The sequence below is a fragment of the Parafilimonas sp. genome (genome assembly GCF_047606085.1).
Taxonomy (GTDB): Bacteria; Bacteroidota; Bacteroidia; order Chitinophagales; family Chitinophagaceae; genus Parafilimonas.
The window spans coordinates 1-21,694 of sequence record NZ_JASGEX010000229.1 but is presented as its reverse complement, the minus strand read 5'-3'; the positions used below and the strand labels follow the sequence as shown (position 1 = coordinate 21,694).

19 protein-coding genes are annotated in these 21,694 nt (G+C 39.9%); 7 read left to right on the top strand and 12 right to left on the bottom strand.

Annotated features, from left to right (window positions below; all coding sequences use genetic code 11):
• Positions 1-110 precede the first annotated feature (110 nt).
• The gene (locus QM629_RS20350) at positions 111-671 is read right to left on the bottom strand and encodes a Uma2 family endonuclease (protein ID WP_415161748.1); all 561 of its coding nucleotides are present in this window, start codon (positions 669-671) and stop codon (positions 111-113) included.
• A 143-nt stretch (positions 672-814) separates the two neighbouring features.
• Positions 815-2,197, bottom strand: a complete 1,383-nt coding sequence (locus tag QM629_RS20345; protein WP_415161747.1) for a LutB/LldF family L-lactate oxidation iron-sulfur protein — start codon at positions 2,195-2,197, stop codon at positions 815-817.
• A 196-nt stretch (positions 2,198-2,393) separates the two neighbouring features.
• Here QM629_RS20345 and QM629_RS20340 point away from each other — a divergent pair, with 196 nt between their 5' ends.
• From QM629_RS20340 to QM629_RS20330, 3 genes are read left to right on the top strand one after another with little or no spacing between them, the layout of a single operon-like run.
• Positions 2,394-3,662 carry an adenylosuccinate synthase gene (locus tag QM629_RS20340; RefSeq protein WP_415161746.1) on the top strand — a complete coding sequence of 423 codons (1,269 nt, stop codon included), beginning with the start codon at positions 2,394-2,396 and terminating at the stop codon, positions 3,660-3,662.
• A 59-nt stretch (positions 3,663-3,721) separates the two neighbouring features.
• Positions 3,722-4,159, top strand: coding sequence for a hypothetical protein (locus tag QM629_RS20335; RefSeq protein WP_415161745.1), 438 nt, complete (start codon positions 3,722-3,724; stop codon positions 4,157-4,159).
• 9 nt (positions 4,160-4,168) lie between these two features.
• Positions 4,169-5,452: an anthranilate synthase component I family protein gene (locus QM629_RS20330; RefSeq protein ID WP_415161744.1), complete on the top strand. Its 1,284-nt coding sequence runs from the start codon at positions 4,169-4,171 to the stop codon at positions 5,450-5,452.
• Position 5,453: 1 nt separating this feature from the next.
• Here QM629_RS20330 and QM629_RS20325 read toward each other — a convergent pair whose 3' ends face one another.
• From QM629_RS20325 to pheT, 8 genes are all read right to left on the bottom strand, one after another.
• Complete coding sequence (locus QM629_RS20325) at positions 5,454-6,557, bottom strand: lytic transglycosylase domain-containing protein (protein ID WP_415161743.1); 1,104 nt, start codon at positions 6,555-6,557, stop codon at positions 5,454-5,456.
• A gap of 8 nt (positions 6,558-6,565) precedes the next feature.
• Entirely contained in the window at positions 6,566-8,011 is a 1,446-nt protein-coding gene (gene gatA / locus QM629_RS20320; protein ID WP_415161742.1) for an Asp-tRNA(Asn)/Glu-tRNA(Gln) amidotransferase subunit GatA, read from the bottom strand.
• A 34-nt stretch (positions 8,012-8,045) separates the two neighbouring features.
• Positions 8,046-8,285: a twin-arginine translocase TatA/TatE family subunit gene (locus tag QM629_RS20315; protein ID WP_415161741.1), complete on the bottom strand. Its 240-nt coding sequence runs from the start codon at positions 8,283-8,285 to the stop codon at positions 8,046-8,048.
• A gap of 135 nt (positions 8,286-8,420) precedes the next feature.
• Positions 8,421-8,771 carry a 50S ribosomal protein L19 gene (gene rplS / locus QM629_RS20310; RefSeq protein WP_415161740.1) on the bottom strand — a complete coding sequence of 117 codons (351 nt, stop codon included), beginning with the start codon at positions 8,769-8,771 and terminating at the stop codon, positions 8,421-8,423.
• A 110-nt stretch (positions 8,772-8,881) separates the two neighbouring features.
• Positions 8,882-10,441: a ribonuclease Y gene (rny, locus tag QM629_RS20305; RefSeq protein ID WP_415161739.1), complete on the bottom strand. Its 1,560-nt coding sequence runs from the start codon at positions 10,439-10,441 to the stop codon at positions 8,882-8,884.
• Between the two features lie 571 nt (positions 10,442-11,012).
• The gene (locus tag QM629_RS20300) at positions 11,013-11,297 is read right to left on the bottom strand and encodes a cell division protein ZapA (RefSeq protein WP_415161738.1); all 285 of its coding nucleotides are present in this window, start codon (positions 11,295-11,297) and stop codon (positions 11,013-11,015) included.
• Between the two features lie 2 nt (positions 11,298-11,299).
• Positions 11,300-11,584, bottom strand: a complete 285-nt coding sequence (locus QM629_RS20295; RefSeq protein ID WP_415161737.1) for a hypothetical protein — start codon at positions 11,582-11,584, stop codon at positions 11,300-11,302.
• Positions 11,585-11,604: 20 nt separating this feature from the next.
• Positions 11,605-14,028 (bottom strand): phenylalanine--tRNA ligase subunit beta, encoded by a 2,424-nt coding sequence (gene pheT / locus QM629_RS20290; RefSeq protein WP_415161736.1) that lies wholly within the window; start codon positions 14,026-14,028, stop codon positions 11,605-11,607.
• A gap of 384 nt (positions 14,029-14,412) precedes the next feature.
• On the opposite strand from pheT, the gene dnaB reads away from it, so the two are divergent.
• A complete protein-coding gene (dnaB, locus tag QM629_RS20285; protein WP_415161735.1) occupies positions 14,413-15,984 on the top strand; it encodes a replicative DNA helicase in 1,572 nt (523 codons plus the stop codon).
• 53 nt (positions 15,985-16,037) lie between these two features.
• Here dnaB and QM629_RS20280 read toward each other — a convergent pair whose 3' ends face one another.
• Positions 16,038-17,042, bottom strand: coding sequence for a carbohydrate kinase family protein (locus tag QM629_RS20280; protein WP_415161734.1), 1,005 nt, complete (start codon positions 17,040-17,042; stop codon positions 16,038-16,040).
• A 134-nt stretch (positions 17,043-17,176) separates the two neighbouring features.
• Here QM629_RS20280 and QM629_RS20275 point away from each other — a divergent pair, with 134 nt between their 5' ends.
• Both QM629_RS20275 and QM629_RS20270 read left to right on the top strand, forming a co-directional pair.
• Positions 17,177-18,154, top strand: coding sequence for a sensor histidine kinase (locus QM629_RS20275; RefSeq protein ID WP_415161733.1), 978 nt, complete (start codon positions 17,177-17,179; stop codon positions 18,152-18,154).
• On the top strand, positions 18,154-18,858 hold the full coding sequence (locus QM629_RS20270) for a response regulator transcription factor (RefSeq protein ID WP_415161732.1): 705 nt from the start codon (positions 18,154-18,156) through the stop codon (positions 18,856-18,858). The genes QM629_RS20275 and QM629_RS20270 overlap by 1 nt, the downstream gene beginning before the upstream one ends.
• On the opposite strand, the gene QM629_RS20265 is transcribed toward QM629_RS20270, so the two are convergent.
• Positions 18,855-20,300 (bottom strand): BatD family protein, encoded by a 1,446-nt coding sequence (locus QM629_RS20265; RefSeq protein ID WP_415161731.1) that lies wholly within the window; start codon positions 20,298-20,300, stop codon positions 18,855-18,857. The two genes, QM629_RS20270 and QM629_RS20265, sit on opposite strands and share 4 nt — an antisense overlap.
• Positions 20,301-20,424: 124 nt before the next feature.
• Here QM629_RS20265 and QM629_RS20260 point away from each other — a divergent pair, with 124 nt between their 5' ends.
• On the top strand, positions 20,425-21,567 hold the full coding sequence (locus QM629_RS20260) for a formimidoylglutamase (protein ID WP_415161730.1): 1,143 nt from the start codon (positions 20,425-20,427) through the stop codon (positions 21,565-21,567).
• The last annotated feature ends 127 nt before the right edge of the window (positions 21,568-21,694 follow it).

The following is a 21,694-nucleotide window of genomic DNA, read 5'->3' as shown; positions in this document are numbered from 1 at the left end:
GCCCCAAACTACCATTGTAAAAATCATTACATAAAATTGTAAACTTTGCTCCTGATACTCTGTGGGCAGATATAAGAATATTTAAAACGGACACTTGGCTCAAAAGATATTTAATGCAGCCGTATATTTTTATATACATCTTTTACCATAAAAGAAATATCAAGCGCCGGCAGGTTTATAATGCTTTCATCTTTTGTAAAGGTTTCCGTCATCCATTCCCCGCTTTCCGTTTTGAAATAAAAAATGATAACCTGCTGCTCCGGTTCTACGCATAGATAATATTGCAGCGTTGGTATTTTCTGATATTGAATGAATTTATCAGTTAAGTCAAACCTTCGTGTGGTTTCGGATAAGATTTCAACAAGCAAAACCGGTTCAGTTGTAAAATAGCGGTTGAAGCTATTGGTGCAAACTATCACATCAGGATAAAAGAAATTATTATGCAGCGCCTTTACTTTAAAGCCTTCAATTAAAACTTCAAACTTATTTTGTTTTAAGAGGCTTTCAATAAGATTGGCAATATGCCTTTCAAGTTTATTGTGATATGTTGATGAGCCGCTTATTTCATAGAGGTTTCCATTAATTAGCTCGTGCTTTAATTCACTCCCTTCTTCATAAAGAAAGTATTCTTCTTCATTCGCAAATTTTCTATGTTTCTCAACCAGCTTCATAAAACATTTTTTTCAAACCGACGTGAAATTTTTCAGGCCAAAATTACACAAAGTAGGCATGAAAAATTTCAAAGGTTTCCTCCTGGCAAAAAACAATAATAATTTACAGGAGTATTTTACAATTATTGTAAAATACCCAATTCCTATTGCTCACCCTGTTCCTGCTTCCACATTTCATTAAATGTTTTCTGGCTGAAGTTAAGATCAGCGCGGTGTTTCGTCCATGTTTTAAACAGGGTGTTCACCACTTTATTTTTAAGCCCGCCATTTGCCATATTCATCATGCTGCGGTTTAAGCTGGCAATCTTCCACATCTTCCAGGCAACCCGTTCTGACAAGGGGCTATCGCCTTCAGCAACAGATTCATGGCGGTTTTCCAACAGCAGTTCGTGCAGGTTTATGCGTACCGGGCAAACTTCTGTGCAATTGCCACAGAGCGACGAAGCATAGCTCAAATGCTTCCATTCTTTTAAATTCTTTAAATGCGGTGTAATCACACTGCCTATGGGCCCGCTGTAAGTGGTATTGTAACTGTGGCCGCCAATGTTTTTATAAACGGGACAGGCGTTTAAACAGGCGCCGCAGCGAATACAATATAAAGCTTTGCGTGTTCTATCGTTGGCAAGCAAATTGGTCCTGCCGTTATCCAGCAAGATCACATACATTTCTTCCGGGCCGTCAATTTCATTCTTTTGGCGTGGGCCGGAGATAATGGTATTATATACTGTTACCCTTTGTCCTGTGCCGAACGTTGCAAGCAATGGTAAAAACAAGGCGAGATGATTGATAGAGGGCAATACTTTTTCAATGCCGGTGATTACAATATGCGTTTTGGGAAAAGCGCTGCTTAGCCTGCCATTACCTTCATTTTCTGTAACCGAAATGGAGCCCGTGTCGGCAATTAAAAAATTAGCGCCGGTAATGCCTATTTCTGCCTCCACATATTTTTTCCGGAGTTTTTCGCGGGCAACCAATGTAAGCTGCTGCGGCGATAACCCTTCCTGCACCTGTAATTTTTGAGCAAATAACCTGGCAATATCTTCTTTGCTTTTATGCATGGCGGGCGTTACAATATGGTAAGGCGGTTCATCGTCCAACTGCTGTATATATTCACCCAGATCTGTTTCTATGCTTTCTATGCCCTGTTTTGCAAGATATTTGTTCAGGTGTATCTCTTCGGTTACCATGCTCTTGCTTTTTACAATGGTTCTGCAGTTTTTTTCTTTGCAAATTTTCCCGATTTCTTTTAAAGCGTCCCCGGCCGTTTCGGCCCAGATAACTGTAGCGCCGCGTGCCGAAATGTTTTTTTCAAATGTTTCTAACATTACATCCAGGTTTTCAATAGCGCGCCATTTTATGTTTTTTGCATGTTCGCGGGCCGCGATTAAATTATTAAACTGCGCCTTGCCCAATGGCACGGCAGCATTGTATTTGCTGATGTTGAAATTAATTTTTCTGCGATGGTCGAGGCTGCCTGCTTTTATGGTACTTTTTGCTATAAATGCCGATGCTGTTTTCCCGCTCATAATTTACCTGTTGGCGTAAAATTAATCATTAAAATTCACCATAAATAATAACGTGCATTGCGAACGCTGAACAGCAATTTTTAATAAGCCGGCTGGTTATGAATATTAACAAAACATGGTTGAAAAATTTCCTGTATAAACTTTTAACCGCGATATACTAACCTTTATTTTTGCGCGAACAAACAAATAAAATCTAATGGTTGATGTAATTCTTGGTTTGCAGTGGGGCGATGAAGGCAAGGGAAAAATAGTGGATTATTTTGCACCTAAATATGATATAATAGCACGGTTTCAGGGCGGCCCTAATGCAGGGCATACTTTATATGTGGGCGATAAAAAAATAGTACTGCATCAAATACCTTCAGGCATATTTCATCAAAACACAACAAATATTATCGGTAACGGTGTTGTGCTCGACCCGGTTACTTTAAAAAGAGAATGCGATACTGTTGCCGCGTTTGGCATTGATGTAAAAAAGAATTTATTCATATCCCAGCGCACCAATCTTATTGTGCCCACGCACAGGGCTTTGGATACAGCTTCCGAAATATCAAAAGGCGAAAGCAAGATCGGCTCTACGCTTAAAGGCATCGGCCCTTCGTATATGGACAAAACCGGCCGCAATGCTTTGCGTGTGGGCGATATAACGGATAAATCATTCATTACGCAATACATAAAGCTTCGTTTAAAACACCAGCGCCTGCTTGATAATTTCCACTTTACCGAGGATATTTCTGTATGGGAGGAAGAGTTTTTTGAAGCTGTTGAATTCCTGCGCACATTAAATATTGTAAACGGTGAATATTTTATTAATGACAAAATAAGCAGTGGCCAAAAAGTACTGGCAGAAGGCGCGCAGGGCTCTATGCTCGATGTTGACTTTGGAACATTTCCTTTTGTAACATCATCCAATACCATTTCTGCCGGCGTGTGTACGGGGCTTGGCATAGCGCCGCAAAAAATAAATAAGGTATTTGGCGTTACCAAGGCTTACTGTACCAGGGTGGGCAGCGGGCCTTTTCCAACCGAGCTATATGACGAAACAGGAGAGGAACTGCGCAAAATTGGCAATGAATTTGGGGCAACAACCGGCAGGCCGCGCCGCTGCGGCTGGATTGACCTGGTGGCTTTGAAATATACCTGCATGCTGAATGGCGTAACAAATGTGGTAATGACAAAGGCTGATGTACTGGATTCGTTTAAAGCGCTTAATGTGTGCACGGAATATTTAATAAATGGCAATAAGAGCGGGCAGGTGCCTTTTCAGTTAACGCATGCAGAGATTAAACCTGAATATCAAACATTTGAAGGATGGGATTGTGATTCCACCTGCTTAAAAACGGGAGATAATTTGCCGGATGCGATGCAGCGTTATATTTCTTTTATCAATCAATATATTGGTGCGCCGGTAAGCCATGTATCCAATGGCCCGCAACGCGAACAAATAATTAAAATATTAAATTGAAAATTTTTTTTGCCGATTAAAAAACTCGTTGAAATTTTACAACGGCTAATCCAAACTGTATGGCATCTAAATCTGACAAAATAAAAAAAACTACTCCGAAATCGTCCGGAGATAAAGCTGGTAAAGCAAGTGCTTCCAAAGCAAAAAAACAAGGGGAAGATGATGAAGCATTGGACGATGATTTTGAAGATGATGAAGATGTGAAGCCTTCAAAAGCTGCAAAATCGGGCCCTAAAACTAAAAAGCAGGCCGATGAAGACGACGATGATGATGACGATGAAGAAGATATTGTAGATGATTGGGATAAACCAGAGGAGGAAGAAGAATGGGATCCCGATTTTGACGAATTTGATATTCCAAAATCGAAAGGTAAAAAATCATCCGGCACCAGTAAAAAAGGCGATGAAGAGGATGATTTTAAATTTGATGATGATTTAAAAGAGTTTGACCTCTTTAACGATTCTGACGACTTTGGTGATGACGATGATGATTTCTAAATTCATATAGTGAAGAGGGTAATTGCATCTTTTCCTATTGATGATATTCTGTTGTTTAAAAAGCAAATGCTGAACTGGGCCAGCCGGTTTGGCATTTGTTGTTTTATGGATAGCCATCATTATATTGATAAATACCATAATTACGATTGCCTTATTGCTGTTGATGCCATTAAGGTTTTTTCCCCTTCCCAAAATATTTTATCGGGGCTGGATAAGTTTTATCATGAAAACCCCGACTGGATTTTCGGGCATTTGGGATATGACCTGAAAAATGAGATTGAGGAGTTGCAATCATCCCATATAAACAAGGCAGGCTTTGAAGATGTATTCTTTTTCATACCATCAATAGTAATAAGCCTTGAAAAGAATATTGCTACTGTTCATTCGGTTAACAAGCAGCCGCAGTTAATACTGGACGAGATAAAAACTGAAGGTTTCAATATTAATGAAATTTCATCGTCAAATCAGGTCCGGCTTCAATCTTCCTTAACCAAACAGGAATATATTGACACCATTCAAACAATTCAGCAGCGCATATTATGGGGCGATTGTTATGAATTAAATTACTGCCAGGAGTTTTTTGCAGAAGATGTTGCTATAAGCCCGTTATCAACTTATGCAAAGCTGGTTGAAATTTCACCCACACCGTTTTCATGTTTTTACAAGATTGAAAATAAGTATCTCCTGTGCGCAAGCCCTGAGCGGTTTTTATCAAAAAAAGGCAATGCCATTTTTTCTCAGCCTGTAAAGGGCACATCTCCAAGAAATCCAGATAGCGTACTGGATGAAATGGAAAAAGAAAAATTGCAGGCAAACAAAAAGGAGCGAAGCGAAAATGTAATGATTGTTGACCTCGTAAGAAACGACCTGAGCAAAATTTGTAAAGAAGGTTCTGTTATAGCCGAAGAATTGTTTGGCATTTATTCTTTTCCGCAGGTGCATCAAATGATTTCAACCATACAAGGTGAAATAAAGGAAGATATAACGTTTGCCGAAATTATCAGAGCTAGTTTTCCAATGGGCTCCATGACAGGGGCGCCAAAACACCGTGCCATGCAATTGATTGAACAATATGAAAGAACAAAGAGGCAATTGTTTTCAGGCAGTGTAGGCTATGTATCTCCCGGAAGGGATTTTGATTTTAATGTAGTGATAAGAAGTATTTTTTATAATGCAGAAAATAGATTTTTGAACTACCTGGTGGGCAGCGCCATCACTTTTTATGCTGATGCGGAGACGGAATATGAAGAGTGCCTGTTAAAAGCAAAAGCGATAGTTGATGCGCTTCAGTAAATTATTTGCCGGCAACAACGGTTGCTGCATTAGGTTTGTAACCATTCAGCAGCCATTCAACGCTTTGTTTAAGTATATCGCTTTTTTTATCCTGGAATAGCTGGGCTTTGTCTGCAGGCAGGCGCATGGAATAGATATCGCCTTTTGCAAGCACGTTATCAATATCGGGGTTAAGCTGGTTAAACAGCGATAAATCCATCATGAGGTTATTGGCAATTACAACCGAATTATATTTACCGTAAATACTAACTGCTGAAGAATTTCCGGCTACATCTAAACTGGCCTCCTTATTCTGTAAAACATTAGCTGCATTATTACCTGTTGCAAAGCTTCCGTTGCCTTCAAAAAAATAATGTGTGGCTATAAATTTTTTTACATGATTACGGGTTTCAAGCGGAAGGTAGTATTGAATTTTCCAAAAGTCTTTGCTGTGCGCTTTTGCAATAGCGCGGTTCACATTTCCTGCTCCTGTATTATAAGCGGCCACCACCAGCAGCCAGTCTCCATAAGTATTGTATAAATCTTTTAAGATCCTGCAGGCAGCATTGGTGCTTTTTATATAATCGGCCCTGTCGTCAAAATAACCGGTTCTTAAACCGTTTTCACGTGCGGTGGCTTCCATAATTTGCCAGGGGCCAACAGCACCTGCCCATGAAACTGCCGTGCAGTTTAAACTGCTTTCAATAACAGAAAGATATTTTAACTGAACAGGGATGCCATAAGAAGATAAAATGCGGTCGTACAGGTCAAAATAAGGTTTGCCCCAAACCTTCATATTGTTGAAATAAGCCGTATGCTTTTTTATATAACCATCTGCAAAATATTTAGCCTCTGCATTCATTAAAAAATCCATTGGATTATTACTGCCGGCAGGATTTTCCAGGAGGCTGGCAAACATTTTAGAGCTGTCTGCAATAAATACAGTTGTATTTGTTTGGGGAATTGAATCTGCGCGAGCGTTGTCTTTAAGCTGTTGAACCGGTGTGCTCTTTGCATAAGAACATAAACTTGCTGTAACATTTAAGGCAAGAAAGAAGCAGGCCGCTTTTTCTTGTGAAAAAGTTTGCAGGAAAGAATTAAAACAATGCCTGAAAAACCTGTTCATACTATTTTTTAAACACTAACCGGTTGGTTAGCTGTTTTGTTAATCTCCATCAGATATTCTGCGATGGAAAGCAAAGCTAACTCATTTGAATGAGACGCCATTACCTGCAACCCAAAAGGCATACCGTTAGAATGTTTAAACAGTGGGATGGAGATAGCCGGAATGCCGGTTAAATTAGCAAAGACCGTATAAATATCTGCCAGGAACATGGCGATGGGATCATTGCTTTTTTCCCCTATCCTGAAAGCTGTTGTTGGCGAAACAGGCAGAATAATGGCATCAACTTCTGTAAATATTTTTTTAATTTTTTCCAGGAGAATACGCCTTACTTTTTGCGCCTGCATTATATAAGCTTCGTAATAACCTTCGCTTAAAACAAATGTTCCAAGCATGATGCGCCGCTGCACTTCCTTGCCAAAAAACCTGCTGCGGGTAAGGTGTATCTGCTCATTCAAATCTGTGGCAGGCTGTTGTGCTCCATATTTTAAACCATCATACCTCGCTAGGTTGCTCGAAGCTTCAGCCGTTGTTAAAATGTAATAGGCTGGCACAATATAATCAAGCAGGTCAAATTCAATTTGGGAAACTTCAAGTCCTTCTTCCCGTAAACTGGCAATAAATTTTTTTTGCGTGGCTGCTATTTCAGGATCAAGGCCGGGGTGGTTGAATGTTACCGGGAAATAACCAATTTTAAAACCTGATTTTACCGGTGAATAATGGAATTGAAAAGCATTGCCTGTTGCGGTGCTGTCAAATTCATCCTTTCCGGAAATAACTTCAAGCACTATGCCCGCATCTTCCACGGAATTTGCGAAAATACCGATCTGGTCAAATGACGAAGCATAAGCAATAAGCCCATAGCGGGAAACACGCCCATAAGAAGGTTTTAAACCAACAACGCCGCAAAAATCTGCGGGCTGGCGCACAGAGCCGCCGGTATCGCTTCCCAGGCTTATCATGCAAAGCTTAGCCTGCACACCTACAGCCGAACCGCCGGAAGATCCTCCCGGAACCCGTGCGTTATCTGCGGCGTTCAATACATTACCGTAGGCAGAGTTTTCGTTACTGCTGCCCATGGCAAACTCATCGCAGTTTTGCCTGCCGATAATGACGGCGTCTTCTTCCAGCAGCCTGTTGACTGCCGTGGCATTATAAACCGCCTGAAAATTTTCAAGTATGCGCGAACCGGCAGAGAGCTTGTGATTCCTGTAGCTGACCACATCCTTAAGGCCAATAATCACACCATGCAGTTTGCCCAATGCATCTCCGGCTTTACGCTTTGCATCAAGCTGTGCAGCACGTTCCAATGCTTCTTCTTTGTAAACCTCAAGAAAAGCATTAAGATGCCGGTTTTGTTCTATATTCTTTATATAATAAGAAACGGCATCAGCGCATGTTGCTTTGCCGTTTAATAATAAAGATTGATAGTCTTTGATAGAATGAAAGCTAAACAAAGGCTACAAAGTTTTTAATGGTATGGAAAAGAAATTATGACTGAGTTGTAGTAGAAGCTGATTGCTGAACACCGTTTGTCGATGGGGCCGGCGGTTGATTGTCTTTTTCATTCAACCCTTCTTCAAGTTCTTTTCTAACACTGTTTTTTGCATCGTTAAATTCACGGACGCCACGGCCCAAGCCCTTCATAAATTCAGGTATTTTGCGGCCTCCAAAAAGCACAAGGACTACTACTGCTATCAGTAATATTTCCTGAAAACCAAGATTTCCCATTTGAAAAAATTTAAAGTGAAAACAAATATAGTAACTAATATACGAGACCGCCTAAAGAACTGACGGCAAAAAATAAAAAAGCGAAAAATTTTTAACATCTTTCGCTTTTTCCCTGTATTACCACAGATATAAAAACTACATTCTTTTTTCTTTAATCCTGGCGCTCTTGCCACTGCGGTTGCGCAGGTAGTATAATTTGGAGCGGCGTACTTTGCCAACCTTATTCAAAATAATAGACTCAACATTAGGTGAGAAAAACGGAAATGCCCTTTCAACGCCCACTCCGTCAGAAATCTTGCGCACCGTAAAAGTGGCAGTTGCCCCGGTTCCCTGGATTTTTACAACATCTCCGCGAAAACCCTGTATGCGTTCTTTGCCGCCTTCGATTATTTTATAGTTTACAGTAACATTATCGCCGGCTTTAAACTTGGGGTGTTGCTTTTTTGCGGTAAGCTGTTCATGTATAAATTGAGTTGCTGAGTTCATAACCAATAATTTTAAAAAGGTTTGCAAAGGTAAAGGCATCTGCAGGAAATACCAAATAATAAAAAACTAATTCTTGCAAACATGTTGTGGTATTTTATAATTTGAAGTGATTACCGTGCCATGTTGATCGCTCTTTTCTCCCTTATTACGGTTATTTTAATCTGACCAGGATAAGTCATTTCATTCTGAATTTTCTGTGCTATTTCAAAGCTTAGCTTATCGCTGTCTGAATCTGTAATTTTTTCTGATTCAACAATAACCCTCAATTCACGTCCTGCTTGTATAGCATAAGCCTTTTCCACACCTGTATAGCCCATAGCCAGCGTTTCAAGATCTTTTATGCGCTGAAGGTACTGCTGCATGATTTCCCTCCTGGCACCAGGCCTTGCACCGCTTATAGCATCGCAGCTTTGTACAATAGGAGAGATGATATATTGCATTTCCATTTCATCGTGGTGTGCGCCAATGGCATTCACTACAGCGGCGTTTTCACCATATTTTTCTGCAAGTTTGGCTCCCAGTAAAGCATGGCTTAGCTCTGTTTCCTCATCCGGCACTTTTCCAATATCATGCAATAAGCCGGCACGTTTTGCCAGTTTGGGGCTTAGCCCAAGTTCTGCCGCCATCGTAGCACATAAATTAGCCACCTCGCGGCTGTGCATTAATAAATTTTGGCCATAAGAAGAACGGAAGCGCATTTTTCCCACAATGCGAACAAGCTCTTTGTGCAGGCCATGTATGCCCAGTTCAATCACCGTTCTTTCGCCTATTTCCATTACCTGCTCTTCCAGTTGTTTGCGGGTCTTTTCCACCACTTCTTCAATGCGTGCCGGATGAATTCTTCCATCCGCTACAAGGCGTTGCAGGCTTAACCGGGCAATTTCGCGGCGCAGCGGATCGAAAGACGAAAGCACAATGGCTTCCGGTGTGTCGTCAACAATAAGGTCAACACCAGTGGCGGCTTCTATTGTACGGATGTTTCTGCCTTCGCGGCCTATGATCTGTCCCTTTATCTCATCGCTTTCCAGGTTGAATATTGTTACCGTATTTTCAATCGTTTGTTCTGCGGCAGTTCGCTGAATGGATTGTATAATAATCTTTCTGGCTTCTTTATTTGCTTTTTGCTTCGCTTCTTCAATCACTTCCTGCTGAAGCTGCAAAGCCTGGGTTTGCGCTTCCTGCTTTAAACTTTCAATAAGCTGGCTTTTTGCTTCTTCAGCGGTTAAGCCTGCTATTTTCTCCAGCCGCTTAATATGCTCTTCCTGGTGTTTTTCCAGCTGGTTCCGTTTTTGCGCAACCACTTCAAGCTGGCGATTCAGGTTCTCCTTAATGGCTTCATTTTCTTTCATTTGTTTATCAAATGAAGCCTCTTTTTGGTTTATGCTTATCTCTTTTTGCTTGATACGGTTTTCGCCGTCATTCATTTTACGGTTGCGCTCCAAAACCTCTTTGTCATATTCGGCTTTAAGCTGTACAAATTTTTCTTTTGCTTCAAGAATTTTTTCTTTTTTTAATGTTTCTGCCTTTAACTGTGCTTCTGCAAGTATTTGTTGTGATTGTAATTCAACCTCTTTAATTTTTTTACTGGTATTTTTTGCAAATAAGGCCTTTCCTAATCCTATACCGGCAAGCAAAGCGATTATTCCTGTTATTATTAGTGTTATATCCATGAAAAATTAAATTAATAATAAATTTTTTATAAAATGTCAGGCTGCGAAGTTAACTATCAGTAAGAGAAATATTTAAAATGATTTTTGGTGGGCGTATTTCAAATTTTCGCTTCATACGCGGCATTCCGGTCGGTGAGACACCGACCGGTAGCGGGTTCTACAGGTGGGTGTCCACCACCTGCGAAAATTTGAAATACACCCTTTTTGGTTCACTTTGAAACTGTATTGTTTCATTTTGGGAATTCTATGAAATAGATTAAATCATAATTTATTGAAAAACAACATATTAGTTATATTTTTTCTCTTGGCATCTAATTTGAAAATATCCTGCATACCCGTTTTTAATTCGTTCTTTAAGAAAAACCTTTGGAAGACTTACCTGTTTTTAACTAATGGTGAGACTTTAAAAGTATAAAGGGTCGCAACTCAAACTGAATTGTGATTTTTCGAACGCAAGTACCTTTTTTGAAAACTAAGAGAAAATTGAAAGAAATTAGCCTGTTATAGGCACACTGTTTTTCGGGGCTTTTTCAGAATACGCTCTGTTCATTTTTGAACGGAGCTTTTTCTTTTACAGGGATTCTTTAATTAGTTGCTGAAGCGCTTTTATTTTTACCGAAATCTCTTTTGTATCTTCATTGGCTATCGCAGTGGAGGGTTGTTCCGTTGCCAGCCATATTAAAACCATGGCAATGTAATCCTGCATGTCTTTGCCCGCAAAATTGGTTTTAAATTCTACTAATTTGGTATTAACAAGCTTTATAGTTTTACGCAGGTTTTCTTCATCGGCTGGTTTAATTTTAACGCGGTAGTTTCTGTCGCCTACTAAAATATTTACTGGTATGAGTTCTTCCATTATCAGGCATTGAGTAAAGCAAGGCATTTTTCAATGTCTTTTAAATAAGCGTCAATCTTAGATTGTAGTGCTTGTTTTTGTTCATCGCTATATAAATTATTTATGTTCGCTGTAAAAATCTGTTCTTCGTTTGAGCTGATTATACGTTCTTTTTCTGAAACAATCTTTTTCAACCCTTCATTCTCTTTTTTCAATTCTTCATTTTCCTTTTTTACATCAACCAGTTTCTTCAACAAGGTTTGCAACGAAAACTGCAAATCTTTAAGCGAGGTATGCAAATCTTCCATACAATAAAAATTAGGCCAAATTAATGCCGGATTTCTGCATCAAATTCTTTTATCAGTTTTTCAGAGATCTTTTGCATAGCATTTTCTACTTCCGCATCGGTAAGCGTTTTCTCTGCATTCACGAATTTAAAGTTAATGGCAAACGATTTTTTTTCAGCGCTTATCTTTTCTCCTTCATAAATATCAAACAACTTAAAACCTTCAAGATATTTTACATTCATCTTTTCCAGGGAAGATACAATGCTGCTATAGTTAACATTTTTATCCAGCAGCAGGGCAAGGTCTCTTTCTGCGAGTGGCAATTGGGGAATTTCTTTGTATAAAATAGATTGAGCAGAAGCTTCGCTTACCACGCCTTTCACGTCAAGCTCGGCAAAAATTACCGGTTGCTTAATGCCAAATTTTTGTAATAATCCATTGCCTGTTAATACAATGCTGCCCAATGCAGTTTTATTTTTCTGTATTGACTGAAAGGTGCCTTCCGTTGAAACCTGCGGTTCTGTAAATGTTATTTTTTTGATATTGATATTTTCCAGCAATGAGGCAACAATGCCCTTGGCTGTAAAAAAATCAGCTTCCGTATTTTGGTTTTTCCAGCCGGAAACCTGTTTTTTGCCGGTTATCCAAAAACATATTTTCTCCGTTTCAGCATAACCGGTTTCATCATGTTTATAAATTTTGCCCAGTTCAAAAATACGCAGGTTGGTATTTTTCCTGTTGATGTTATACGCTAAAACTTCCAGGCCCGTTTCGAGCATGGAAGGCCGCATAATATCAAGCTCGGCACTTAGGTTATTCAGCAATTTTACGGCGGCGCTTAATTTGTTTTCGCTGTAATTTTTGCTGTTTGTAATAGAGTTGGCAATAATTTCATTAAATCCTAAGCCAGCAAGTAACTGAGCCAGCTTTGTTTTTACCCTTTCTGCAATGCTGTTATCATCTATGGAGGGGTTTATGGTAATGGTAGCCGGAATCTCAATATTATTCAGGCCATCAATTCTTATAATTTCTTCTACAATATCTGCAGGCAAACCAATATCTGCCTTGCTTAAAGGAACGGCTACTTTAATAAATTGTTCATTTTCTTCCAGGATATCAAATTCCAGGGCGGTTAGAATATTTTTTATTGATTCAGATGAATAGGCTTTGCCGCTTAATTTTTTCAGGTAGTCATATTTTAAAACTACTATTTTCTTTTCGGCAGCTATGGCATACACATCAATTACATCACCGTTTATTGCTCCACCAGCAACCTGCTTAATTAAATCCACAGCACGCAAAAGTGTACGGACTGTACCCGAAATATCAACGCCTTTTTCAAACCTGATTGCGGCTTCTGTTCTCAGGTTATGTTTTAATGATGATGTTCGTATTGATGCCGGATTGAACCAGGCGCTTTCCAAAAAAATGCTGGCTGTTTTTTCTGTAACGCCACTGCCAATGCCGCCAAAAACGCCGGCTATGCAAACGGGCTCATTGCCGTTGCAGATCATTAAGTCTTTATTGCTCAGTTTTCTTTCCACATCATCAAGCGTTTTAAATAAAGTGCCTTCGGGTAAATTCCTGACAACTACTTTTTTGCTGCTTAATGCATCTGCATCAAAAGCATGCAATGGCTGGCCGGTTTCGTGTAAAACAAAATTGGTAATGTCAACTATATTATTAATTGGCCGCTGGCCAATGGCTTTTAAATAATGCTGAAGCCATGCCGGCGATGGTGTAACTTTTATGTTTTCTATTAAGATGCCGGAATATCTTTTACAGGCATCTGTATTTTCAATTACAACTTCAAATCCACTGCCTGTGTTACTGGCCGTAATATGGTTGCCGAATGGAAGTTTGGCTGTTACCATTTTATGGTTATGGTGCGTTAACCATGCGCACACATCTTTGGCAACGCCAATATGGCTCATGGCGTCCATACGGTTTGGGGTCAGGCCTATTTCATATACCCAGTCGGAATAGGCATCGAATAATTTTTCAACGGGTGTGCCGGTTTCAGTTTCTGCAGGCAAAACAAGAATGCCTTCATGGCTGTTGCCCAGGCCAATTTCATCTTCAGCGCAGATCATCCCAAAACTTTCAACCCCTCTTATTTTGGCAACCTTCATGGTTATGGCTTCTCCATTCAGAGGATAGATGGTGGTGCCAACAGGTGCTACTATCACTTTTTGGCCCACGGTTACGTTTGGCGCACCGCACACGATTTGTAATGCACCGCTTTTATTTATATCAACTGTTGTTACTTTAAGCTTATCTGCATTTGGGTGTTGTTCACAGGTTAAAACCTCACCGGTAACAAGTCCTTTTAAACCACCTTTAAAATTTTCGTAAGGTTCAAGCGCTTCTACTTCCAGGCCCACGGAAGTTAAAATTTCAGATAGTTTTTGCGGGTCAATTGTTTCGGGTAAATATTTATTAAGCCAGTTGTACGATATCTTCATAAAAATCAATTAATGCAAAAATATAGTTTGAAATAAGAGGAGAAAGCGAAATTTTAAGGCCTGGCGATACGGCTTTTTTAAAAAAATAAGCGCCTTTTTCATAAAAATGTTTTTGCACCAAGGTATGTGAATAGCTGTGCGGAATTCTTTTAAAACTTTTTATTTCTGTTGAAAAGTAGCAAGATTATAGGGGATAACATCGTTATTTTGTTTGTAAGCGGTGCATATTGGCTTAATAACTTTTCATAAAATAAAATTTTTTCGCGGGCTTTTTTAATGCTTAATTCGTTGCCCCGTTTCTATTAACATTAAGGAAACCCGGATGTAACAATTTCTTAACGAGACAGGCTTAAAATACTAACCGATTAAATTCTTTACATAAAAATGGATATTATTAATCAAAATAAAGACAGGAGGACAAGAAGAAAACCGGCAATAGATCTTAGCGCCACTGTTTACGGAAAATTACCGCCGCAGGCCAGGGAACTGGAAGAAGCTGTGCTTGGCGCTATTATGCTTGAAAAAAGCGCATTTGACACCGTTGTTGAAATTTTAAAACCGGAATGTTTTTATACCGATGTGCACCAGCGCATATTTAAAGCATTTCAAAACCTTGCCCAGCAAAGCATGCCCATAGATATGCTTACGGTTGTTGAGCAACTAAAAACTTCTGAGGAACTGGAAGCGGTAGGCGGCCCGTATTATATCACCAAGCTTACCAATGCGGTAGTATCTACTGCCAATATTGAGGCGCATTCAAGAATTATTCTGCAAAAGTTTATTCAGCGTGAACTGATACGCATAAGCGGTGAAATAATCAGCGATGCTTATGAAGACAGCACCGACGTTTTTGATTTGCTGGATGACAGTGAAACAAAAATGTTCAGCATTACCAATAATTACCTTAAAAATAATTATGAAGATATTGGCAATGCATTGGCCAAAACCATAAACCGCATTGATGAACTGCGAACCAAAACAGAAGATATTTCCGGCGTGCCCAGCGGTTTTCCCACGCTTGACCGTGTAACCTACGGATGGCAACCTACCGATCTTATTATTCTTGCTGCAAGGCCTGCCGTTGGTAAAACGGCATTTGCATTAAACCTGGCCCGCAACGCTGCCTTACATGCAAACAAAGAAAAAAGAACAGCCATAGGATTTTTTTCACTTGAAATGAGCGCTTCGCAATTGGTGCAGCGTATCCTTTCTGCCGAAAGCGAGATTGCCATGGAGAAAATTGCCCGTGGCAAACTGGAGGATTATGAATATAAACAACTTCATGTAAAGGGCATTCAAAACCTGGAACAGGCGCCTATTTATATTGATGATACAGCAGCCCTGAATATATTTGAGTTTCGGGCAAAGGCGCGCCGCTTGGTTAATAAACATAAAGTTGGTTTAATCATTATTGACTACCTGCAATTGATGAGCGGCAACAGCGACCGCGGCACTAACCGTGAACAGGAAATAAGCACTATTTCGCGTAACCTGAAAGCCCTGGCAAAAGAGCTGAACATTCCTATTATTGCATTAAGCCAGCTAAGCCGTGCTGTTGAAACAAGAAAAGAAAGCAAGATGCCGCAATTGAGCGACCTGCGGGAATCCGGCGCTATTGAACAGGATGCTGATATGGTAATGTTTATTTACCGCCCTGAATATTATGAGAACTTTACAAATGAACATGGCGAAAGCACCCGGGGAGAAACACACGTGCGGATTGCAAAACACAGGAACGGTTCGCTGGAAACAATAAAGCTGCGGGCTATGCTGCATATTCAAAAATTTGAGGAATGGGACAGTGATAGCGGGCCGGCTTTACCTTCCGGCGGTAACTGGCGGCCGCTTGATCCGCAACCTCCGCAGGCAGGTGATGATAATAATGCCCGTCTCTTTATACAAAAAGGCAGCCGCATGAATGACGATGCCTTTGGAGAAGGCGAAGACCCATTTTAGCAGAAATGTTTAAGCATGATGTAATAAGAGCGGGTTCTTGCTTTGTTTATGCATTAGTTAAAAATATCGTTGCTTAAATGTTTAAATGCTTCCATAGCGCCCATGTATTCGCAGGTTCTGGCGCCAGCTTTATTGGCATTAAGAATAATGTTTTTCCAGTTATCGAAAGATATTTCATCCAATGGGGTTTGCATTTTGCTTAGCTGATACAATACGGCGCCCACAAAAGCATCGCCGGCTCCGGTAGTATCCACGGCTTTCACATAAATGCTGGGCACGGTAACCGTTTCATCATTTACAGTAAGCATAGTACCTTCCTTGCCAACTGTTATGGCAAAAACCGCAGTTGTTTTTCTCCTGAAAATCTTTATGGCGTCAGCCACTGTTGCCGCACCGGTTATTAACAAGGCTTCTTCATCGCTTACTTTGAAGAAATTGCAGCTTTCCATAAAATTCCAGCACTGGTCAATAAACGATTGCACATTATTTTTAAAAAGCAGGTGGCGGTAATTGGGGTCGAAGCTTATGTATAAATTTCGCTGAAGCGCTTTCTGCATTAATCCCTGGTAAGCAAATTGCAAAGGGCCGGGCAGAAAGCCGGTGGCAGAACCAAAGTGAACGATGGAAAACTTATCAAGATTGATAGCTTCTATATCTGCCCTGCTTAATTCGCCGTCTGCGCCCCGGTTAAACACAAAATCACGTTCCCCATCTTCCATTAAAGAAACAAATGCAAACGTGGTAAAATAATGGCTGTCCTGCAGCATCCATTTGGTGGAGACTTTAAAGCCTTGCATTACTTCAATCAGTTGTTTGCCAAAAGGGTCATTGCCCACTTTGGCGGCTAATTCCACATTTCCGCCAAGCGCTGCAATAGCAGCGGCAACGTTGGTGGGCGCACCGCCTGGCTTCTTTAGAAAATGCTGGCCTTCACTAAGCGATTTGTCTGTATCAGTACAAATCATATCAATCAGCGCTTCGCCTATACATAAAATTTTGCCTCCTTTCCCTGAAGGAAAGTTTTGAATATCATCATATTCTGCCTGGCCGTTTTCCATTGTAATTTTTTTGAGTTAAACCGGCAATCATTTACTTGTTGCAGCCTCTTTTATGCTAAATATGGCTAAGCCGTTTTACAAGTGTAGCATATCGCAATCAATTTTGCAACATATAATCTTTTTATTTTGCAGTAATGATTTCCGCTTATAAACGGCGCAAGCTTGCATTTATAACTGTTGTTTACTGGTTCCTGTTGTTGTTTATTGTGGCAGCATGGATCTGGTGGTTTATTTCGCTGGAAAGCCAAAACAGCCAGATGCGCTTTTATAAACTGCTGCAACTAAATAAAGATGACCCGGCGTATGAACAAAAACTGTTTTTCATTAATGATGAGCACAGGCGAAAAACGGCGCAATATATTAGTGAAGGAATAAGTTTTGTAATTGTAACATTGATAGGCGCTTTATTTGTTTACCGCTCTGTACGGAAACAATTTATGCTGAACAGGCAACAACAGAATTTTATGATGGCCGTAACACATGAATTAAAAACGCCGATTGCTGTAATAAATCTCAGCCTGGAAACTTTATTAAAAAGAAAACTGGATGAAGGCAAGCAACAGCATTTTATTAAAACAAGCCTGCAGGAAACCGAAAGGCTTAACGACCTTGTTTCGAATATTCTTATAACATCGCAACTGGAGAGCGGCAATTATATAAATGATAAAGAAAGCATTAATTTTTCTGAACTGGTTTACAAATGTGTTACCGATTTTGCTTCGCGCTTTCCATCAAGAGCGATCACAAAAAATATCAGGGAGAATATTTTTATCAATGGGGAAAGTTTGTTGTTGCAATTGCTGGTAAATAATTTAATAAGCAATGCTTTAAAATATTCGCCAAAGGAAAAACCTGTTCAGGTAAGTTTAAGCAACCATAATGGCAATATTCTTTTGCGCGTTATGGATGAAGGCGCCGGCATAAGCGAGGAAGAAAAGAAAAAGGTATTTGCCAAATTTTACCGCAGCGGCGACGAAGCAGTGCGCAATACAAAAGGTACGGGACTGGGTTTATATCTTTGCAAGCGCATTACAGAAAACCATAATGGTAAAATAGCTATTCAGGATAACAAGCCTGCAGGAAGTATTTTTAATGTTGAATTTAAAGTATAATGAAAGAAGAAAAAGCAAATATATTATTGGTGGAGGATGAAGAAAACCTTCATGAAACATTAAAGCTTAATCTTGAAATGGAAGGGTATTCGGTTACATCTGCTTTTAGCGGAACGCAGGCAATGAAAATAGTTTCTGAAGAATATTTCGATCTTATTATAATGGATATTATGCTGCCCGAAATGGATGGCATAACCGTTACTGAAAATATCAGGCTTGATAATAATGATGTGCCGGTTTTAATATTAAGCGCAAAAAACGCAGGGCACGACAGGGTTTTGGGATTGAAGAAAGGCGCTGATGATTATTTGACCAAGCCTTTTAACCTTGAAGAGCTGTTATTGAGAATAGATAAGCTTATTATTAAAAACAAAAAAATATCTGATAAAGATTTTGCTTTTGATACGTACAGTTTCGATGGCAATACCATAGATTTTAAAGCGCAGGAAGCCAGCTTAAATAATGGAGACAAAGTGGAGTTAAGCAAGAAGGAAACCATGCTGCTGAAGCTGCTTATTGAAAATAAGAACCAGGTTGTAACAAGGGAAAAAATATTGCAGTCTGTTTGGGGCTATAAAGTTTATCCCAATACAAGAACGATAGATAATTTCATTCTTAATTTCAGGAAATATTTTGAAACAGACAGCCGCAATCCCAAACATTTTCATTCTGTAAGAGGTGTAGGCTATAAATATGTTGATTAGCTCTGCCGCCGCAGTTCGTCCACCACATTTTTTATTTCTTTAAAGCAGAAATCCAGGTCAGCCGTTGTTTCAAACGGCGCATACAAATGCAGGTTAATGGTTTCGTACAAGGCTGCCGCTTTATTGCAAACCGGAGCATCGCCCGTTTTTTGAATTAATTCTTTCATTAAAACCTGTTCGGAATATTGCGTGGAATCAAGTTTTTCGGCAACTGCTTTTGTAAGGATATTTTTCGCTTTTTCAAAGAAGGCTTTATTATTTGTAATGGCTTGCAACTCTTCAAAATGCCTTGAAAAATCAGTTCTGTATATTATTGTATATGCCGGCTTTGTGGTTTCAGATGCCGGCGGAATAGTTGCATTCACTGCAGTATCGGCCCGCGGTTTATAATGTTTACTGCGTTTGTATGAAATAAGTCCGGCCAGGGCAACAATAAAAGCAATGGCAGGTACAATCCATAAATATTTTCGGTTGCTTATATCGTAGTTTACAATTTCGCCTGTTGCACCTTTTTTAGTAAGCGCTTTGGTAAAACTAACAGGAATACTATCTGTTTGTACGGTTTCATATTTTTTTGACGCTGTATTAAAATAGCTAAACTTTATCGGCGGTATGATAATATTTGCTTCCCTGCTTCCAATAAACGGTATATTAAAAATGCGGTCGCCTGTTACCGGAAAATCATTTTGGCTTACATGCTGTGAGTCCTTGCCGTCAAAATGCTGTATATTTTGCGGCCACTCAATTTCAGGCTGAACAATAGCATCAAGATTGCCGGCGCCTTTTATGGTTACGATTAAATTCCCGTTTTCGCCCACCGGGATTGTATCATTTTCTGCTGATGCCGCTATGCTGAAAGTGCCAGTAATGCCATAAAAATCCTTTGGCTTATTGTTTTCCGGAAGGTTTATTACATCCACTGCTTCATCACTGTTGCTCACGGTAATATTATATTTCCTGGTGGTAAAAGCGTTATCCGGATTAAATACCTGTACATAGTTATTTACATAAGCCCTGCCCAGCCACAGGCTTCCTTCCTGCAAGGGCGTTAACTGCACTCTTCTGATGGTATAAACCGAATAAGCTTCATTATTGATATCTTCAAATTCAGGGCCCTGGTCAAAATTTAATTCTTTCACACTGCAACCCGAAAATTCCGGCTGTTTCGTTACAGAAGGCCTGTCGTTAATACTGCTGGCTACATAGAATTTATAAGTGGCCATAAGTGGTTCGCCTATAAAAACTTTATTCTTGTTGGTAAAAACCCTTACAAGCATTTTTTGTTTAAGCAAAGCTTCTATGCCCGTATCATCATTTTGATTGCCGCTTGTTTTATTGTTGATTAAAGAAGGAATATGTTGCGATGCAGGCTGAAGAAATGAAGTTTGTATGCTCCCTGCAATCATCAGGCAGGTCAGTATATATTTAGCATACGTAAACATTCAACAAAAGTATATACAGATATTCTGTAAATAGTTCAGTACGGGTTAAACAATTTAAAATTAAAAACGAAGCCTTGTTGCCATAGCTCTATTTTAATTATGTTTGTTGCAGTAAAATCACAATATGCCATTTTCTGCAATAGATACGATTATTGATTTTCTGGAACCTGTAAACCCGGGCTTGCTGAACAACGATGAAGATTATAACCCAAAACAATTAGGCAGCGCTGCGGATATTTATATAAATAGTTTTCCTGACGTGGATGCGGCTGATCTCGTTATCATTGGCTGCAGCGAGGCCCGTGGCGCCGGTGTGCCCAAAAGGGATGATAACGGCATTAATGCTGTGCGGGCTCATTTTTATAATTTATACTACTGGCATACTGATGTAAAAATTGCCGATATAGGTAATGTAAAATCCGGGGCAACACTTGAAGATACGTATGCTGCCCTTCAACAAATATTAAGTGAGTTGTCGGCGCTTAATAAAAAAGCAGTGATCATCGGCGGCTCACACGATATTATGATGGCGCAGTATAATGTTTTTGCCGCGCAGCAAAAGCTTATTGAGGCTGTGTGTATAGATGCTTTCCTGGATATGAATATGGACAGCCGCATGCCTGCTGAAAATTTTCTTATGCAGATGTTTACCAAAGAGCCTAATTATTTAAAACATTATAACCACATAGGATTTCAAAGCTATTTTGTACACCCGTCAATGCTGGAAACAATTGACAAGCTGCGGTTTGACTGTTACCGCGCCGGCATTGTAAAAGAGCATATAGAAACCATGGAACCTGTAGTGCGCAATGCCAATATTGTTGGATTTGACATAACTGCCATCCAGAACAGCCATGCGCCTGCCAATCGCATAACGCCTAACGGGTTTAATGGCGAAGAAGCCTGCATGCTGATGCAATATGCCGGCATGAGCAGCCTTGCCGGCAGTATTGGTATGTATGGCTATAATTTTCAGCAGGACATAAGTGACCTTACGGCAAAACAAATAAGCCATATTCTTTGGTATTTGATGGATGGCATTCAGAAGGGTAAGAACGAAGCGCCGCTTGAACAACGGGAATATTTCAATGAATTTAAACTGATGTTTGCTGATTTTGAAACCATGTTTTTGCAAAGCAAAAAAACGCAGCGCTGGTGGATGCAATTGCCTGACAGAAGCTTTGTAGCCTGCAGCGGAAAAGATTATGCCACTGCTTTGAACAATGATATTCCCGAACGATGGCTGCGTGCGGCGGAAAGGCTTTGAATATTATACTCCTCGTTGGATAAAAATGTGCAATCATTGATAAAAGTGCAAACCTATTTTTGTTGCTGGCTTTACATTAAGCAAGACAAGCATAAAACATAACCACCGGGACGTCATCCTCCCGACG

Bases quoted from the DNA above. Each gene is read 5' to 3' on its own strand.
- QM629_RS20315 (WP_415161741.1), bottom strand. From the start codon at position 8,285: ATGGGAAATCTTGGTTTTCAGGAAATATTACTGATAGCAGTAGTAGTC.
- QM629_RS20345 (WP_415161747.1), bottom strand. From the start codon at position 2,197: ATGAGCGGGAAAACAGCATCGGCATTTATAGCAAAAAGTACCATAAAA.
- rplS (WP_415161740.1), bottom strand. From the start codon at position 8,771: ATGAACTCAGCAACTCAATTTATACATGAACAGCTTACCGCAAAAAAG.
- QM629_RS20260 (WP_415161730.1), top strand. From the start codon at position 20,425: ATGCCATTTTCTGCAATAGATACGATTATTGATTTTCTGGAACCTGTA.
- QM629_RS20280 (WP_415161734.1), bottom strand. From the start codon at position 17,042: ATGGAAAACGGCCAGGCAGAATATGATGATATTCAAAACTTTCCTTCA.
- rny (WP_415161739.1), bottom strand. From the start codon at position 10,441: ATGGATATAACACTAATAATAACAGGAATAATCGCTTTGCTTGCCGGT.
- QM629_RS20265 (WP_415161731.1), bottom strand. From the start codon at position 20,300: ATGTTTACGTATGCTAAATATATACTGACCTGCCTGATGATTGCAGGG.
- QM629_RS20300 (WP_415161738.1), bottom strand. From the start codon at position 11,297: ATGGAAGAACTCATACCAGTAAATATTTTAGTAGGCGACAGAAACTAC.
- QM629_RS20350 (WP_415161748.1), bottom strand. From the start codon at position 671: ATGAAGCTGGTTGAGAAACATAGAAAATTTGCGAATGAAGAAGAATAC.
- QM629_RS20275 (WP_415161733.1), top strand. From the start codon at position 17,177: ATGATTTCCGCTTATAAACGGCGCAAGCTTGCATTTATAACTGTTGTT.
- dnaB (WP_415161735.1), top strand. From the start codon at position 14,413: ATGGATATTATTAATCAAAATAAAGACAGGAGGACAAGAAGAAAACCG.
- pheT (WP_415161736.1), bottom strand. From the start codon at position 14,028: ATGAAGATATCGTACAACTGGCTTAATAAATATTTACCCGAAACAATT.
- QM629_RS20335 (WP_415161745.1), top strand. From the start codon at position 3,722: ATGGCATCTAAATCTGACAAAATAAAAAAAACTACTCCGAAATCGTCC.
- QM629_RS20340 (WP_415161746.1), top strand. From the start codon at position 2,394: ATGGTTGATGTAATTCTTGGTTTGCAGTGGGGCGATGAAGGCAAGGGA.
- QM629_RS20270 (WP_415161732.1), top strand. From the start codon at position 18,154: ATGAAAGAAGAAAAAGCAAATATATTATTGGTGGAGGATGAAGAAAAC.
- QM629_RS20295 (WP_415161737.1), bottom strand. From the start codon at position 11,584: ATGGAAGATTTGCATACCTCGCTTAAAGATTTGCAGTTTTCGTTGCAA.
- QM629_RS20325 (WP_415161743.1), bottom strand. From the start codon at position 6,557: ATGAACAGGTTTTTCAGGCATTGTTTTAATTCTTTCCTGCAAACTTTT.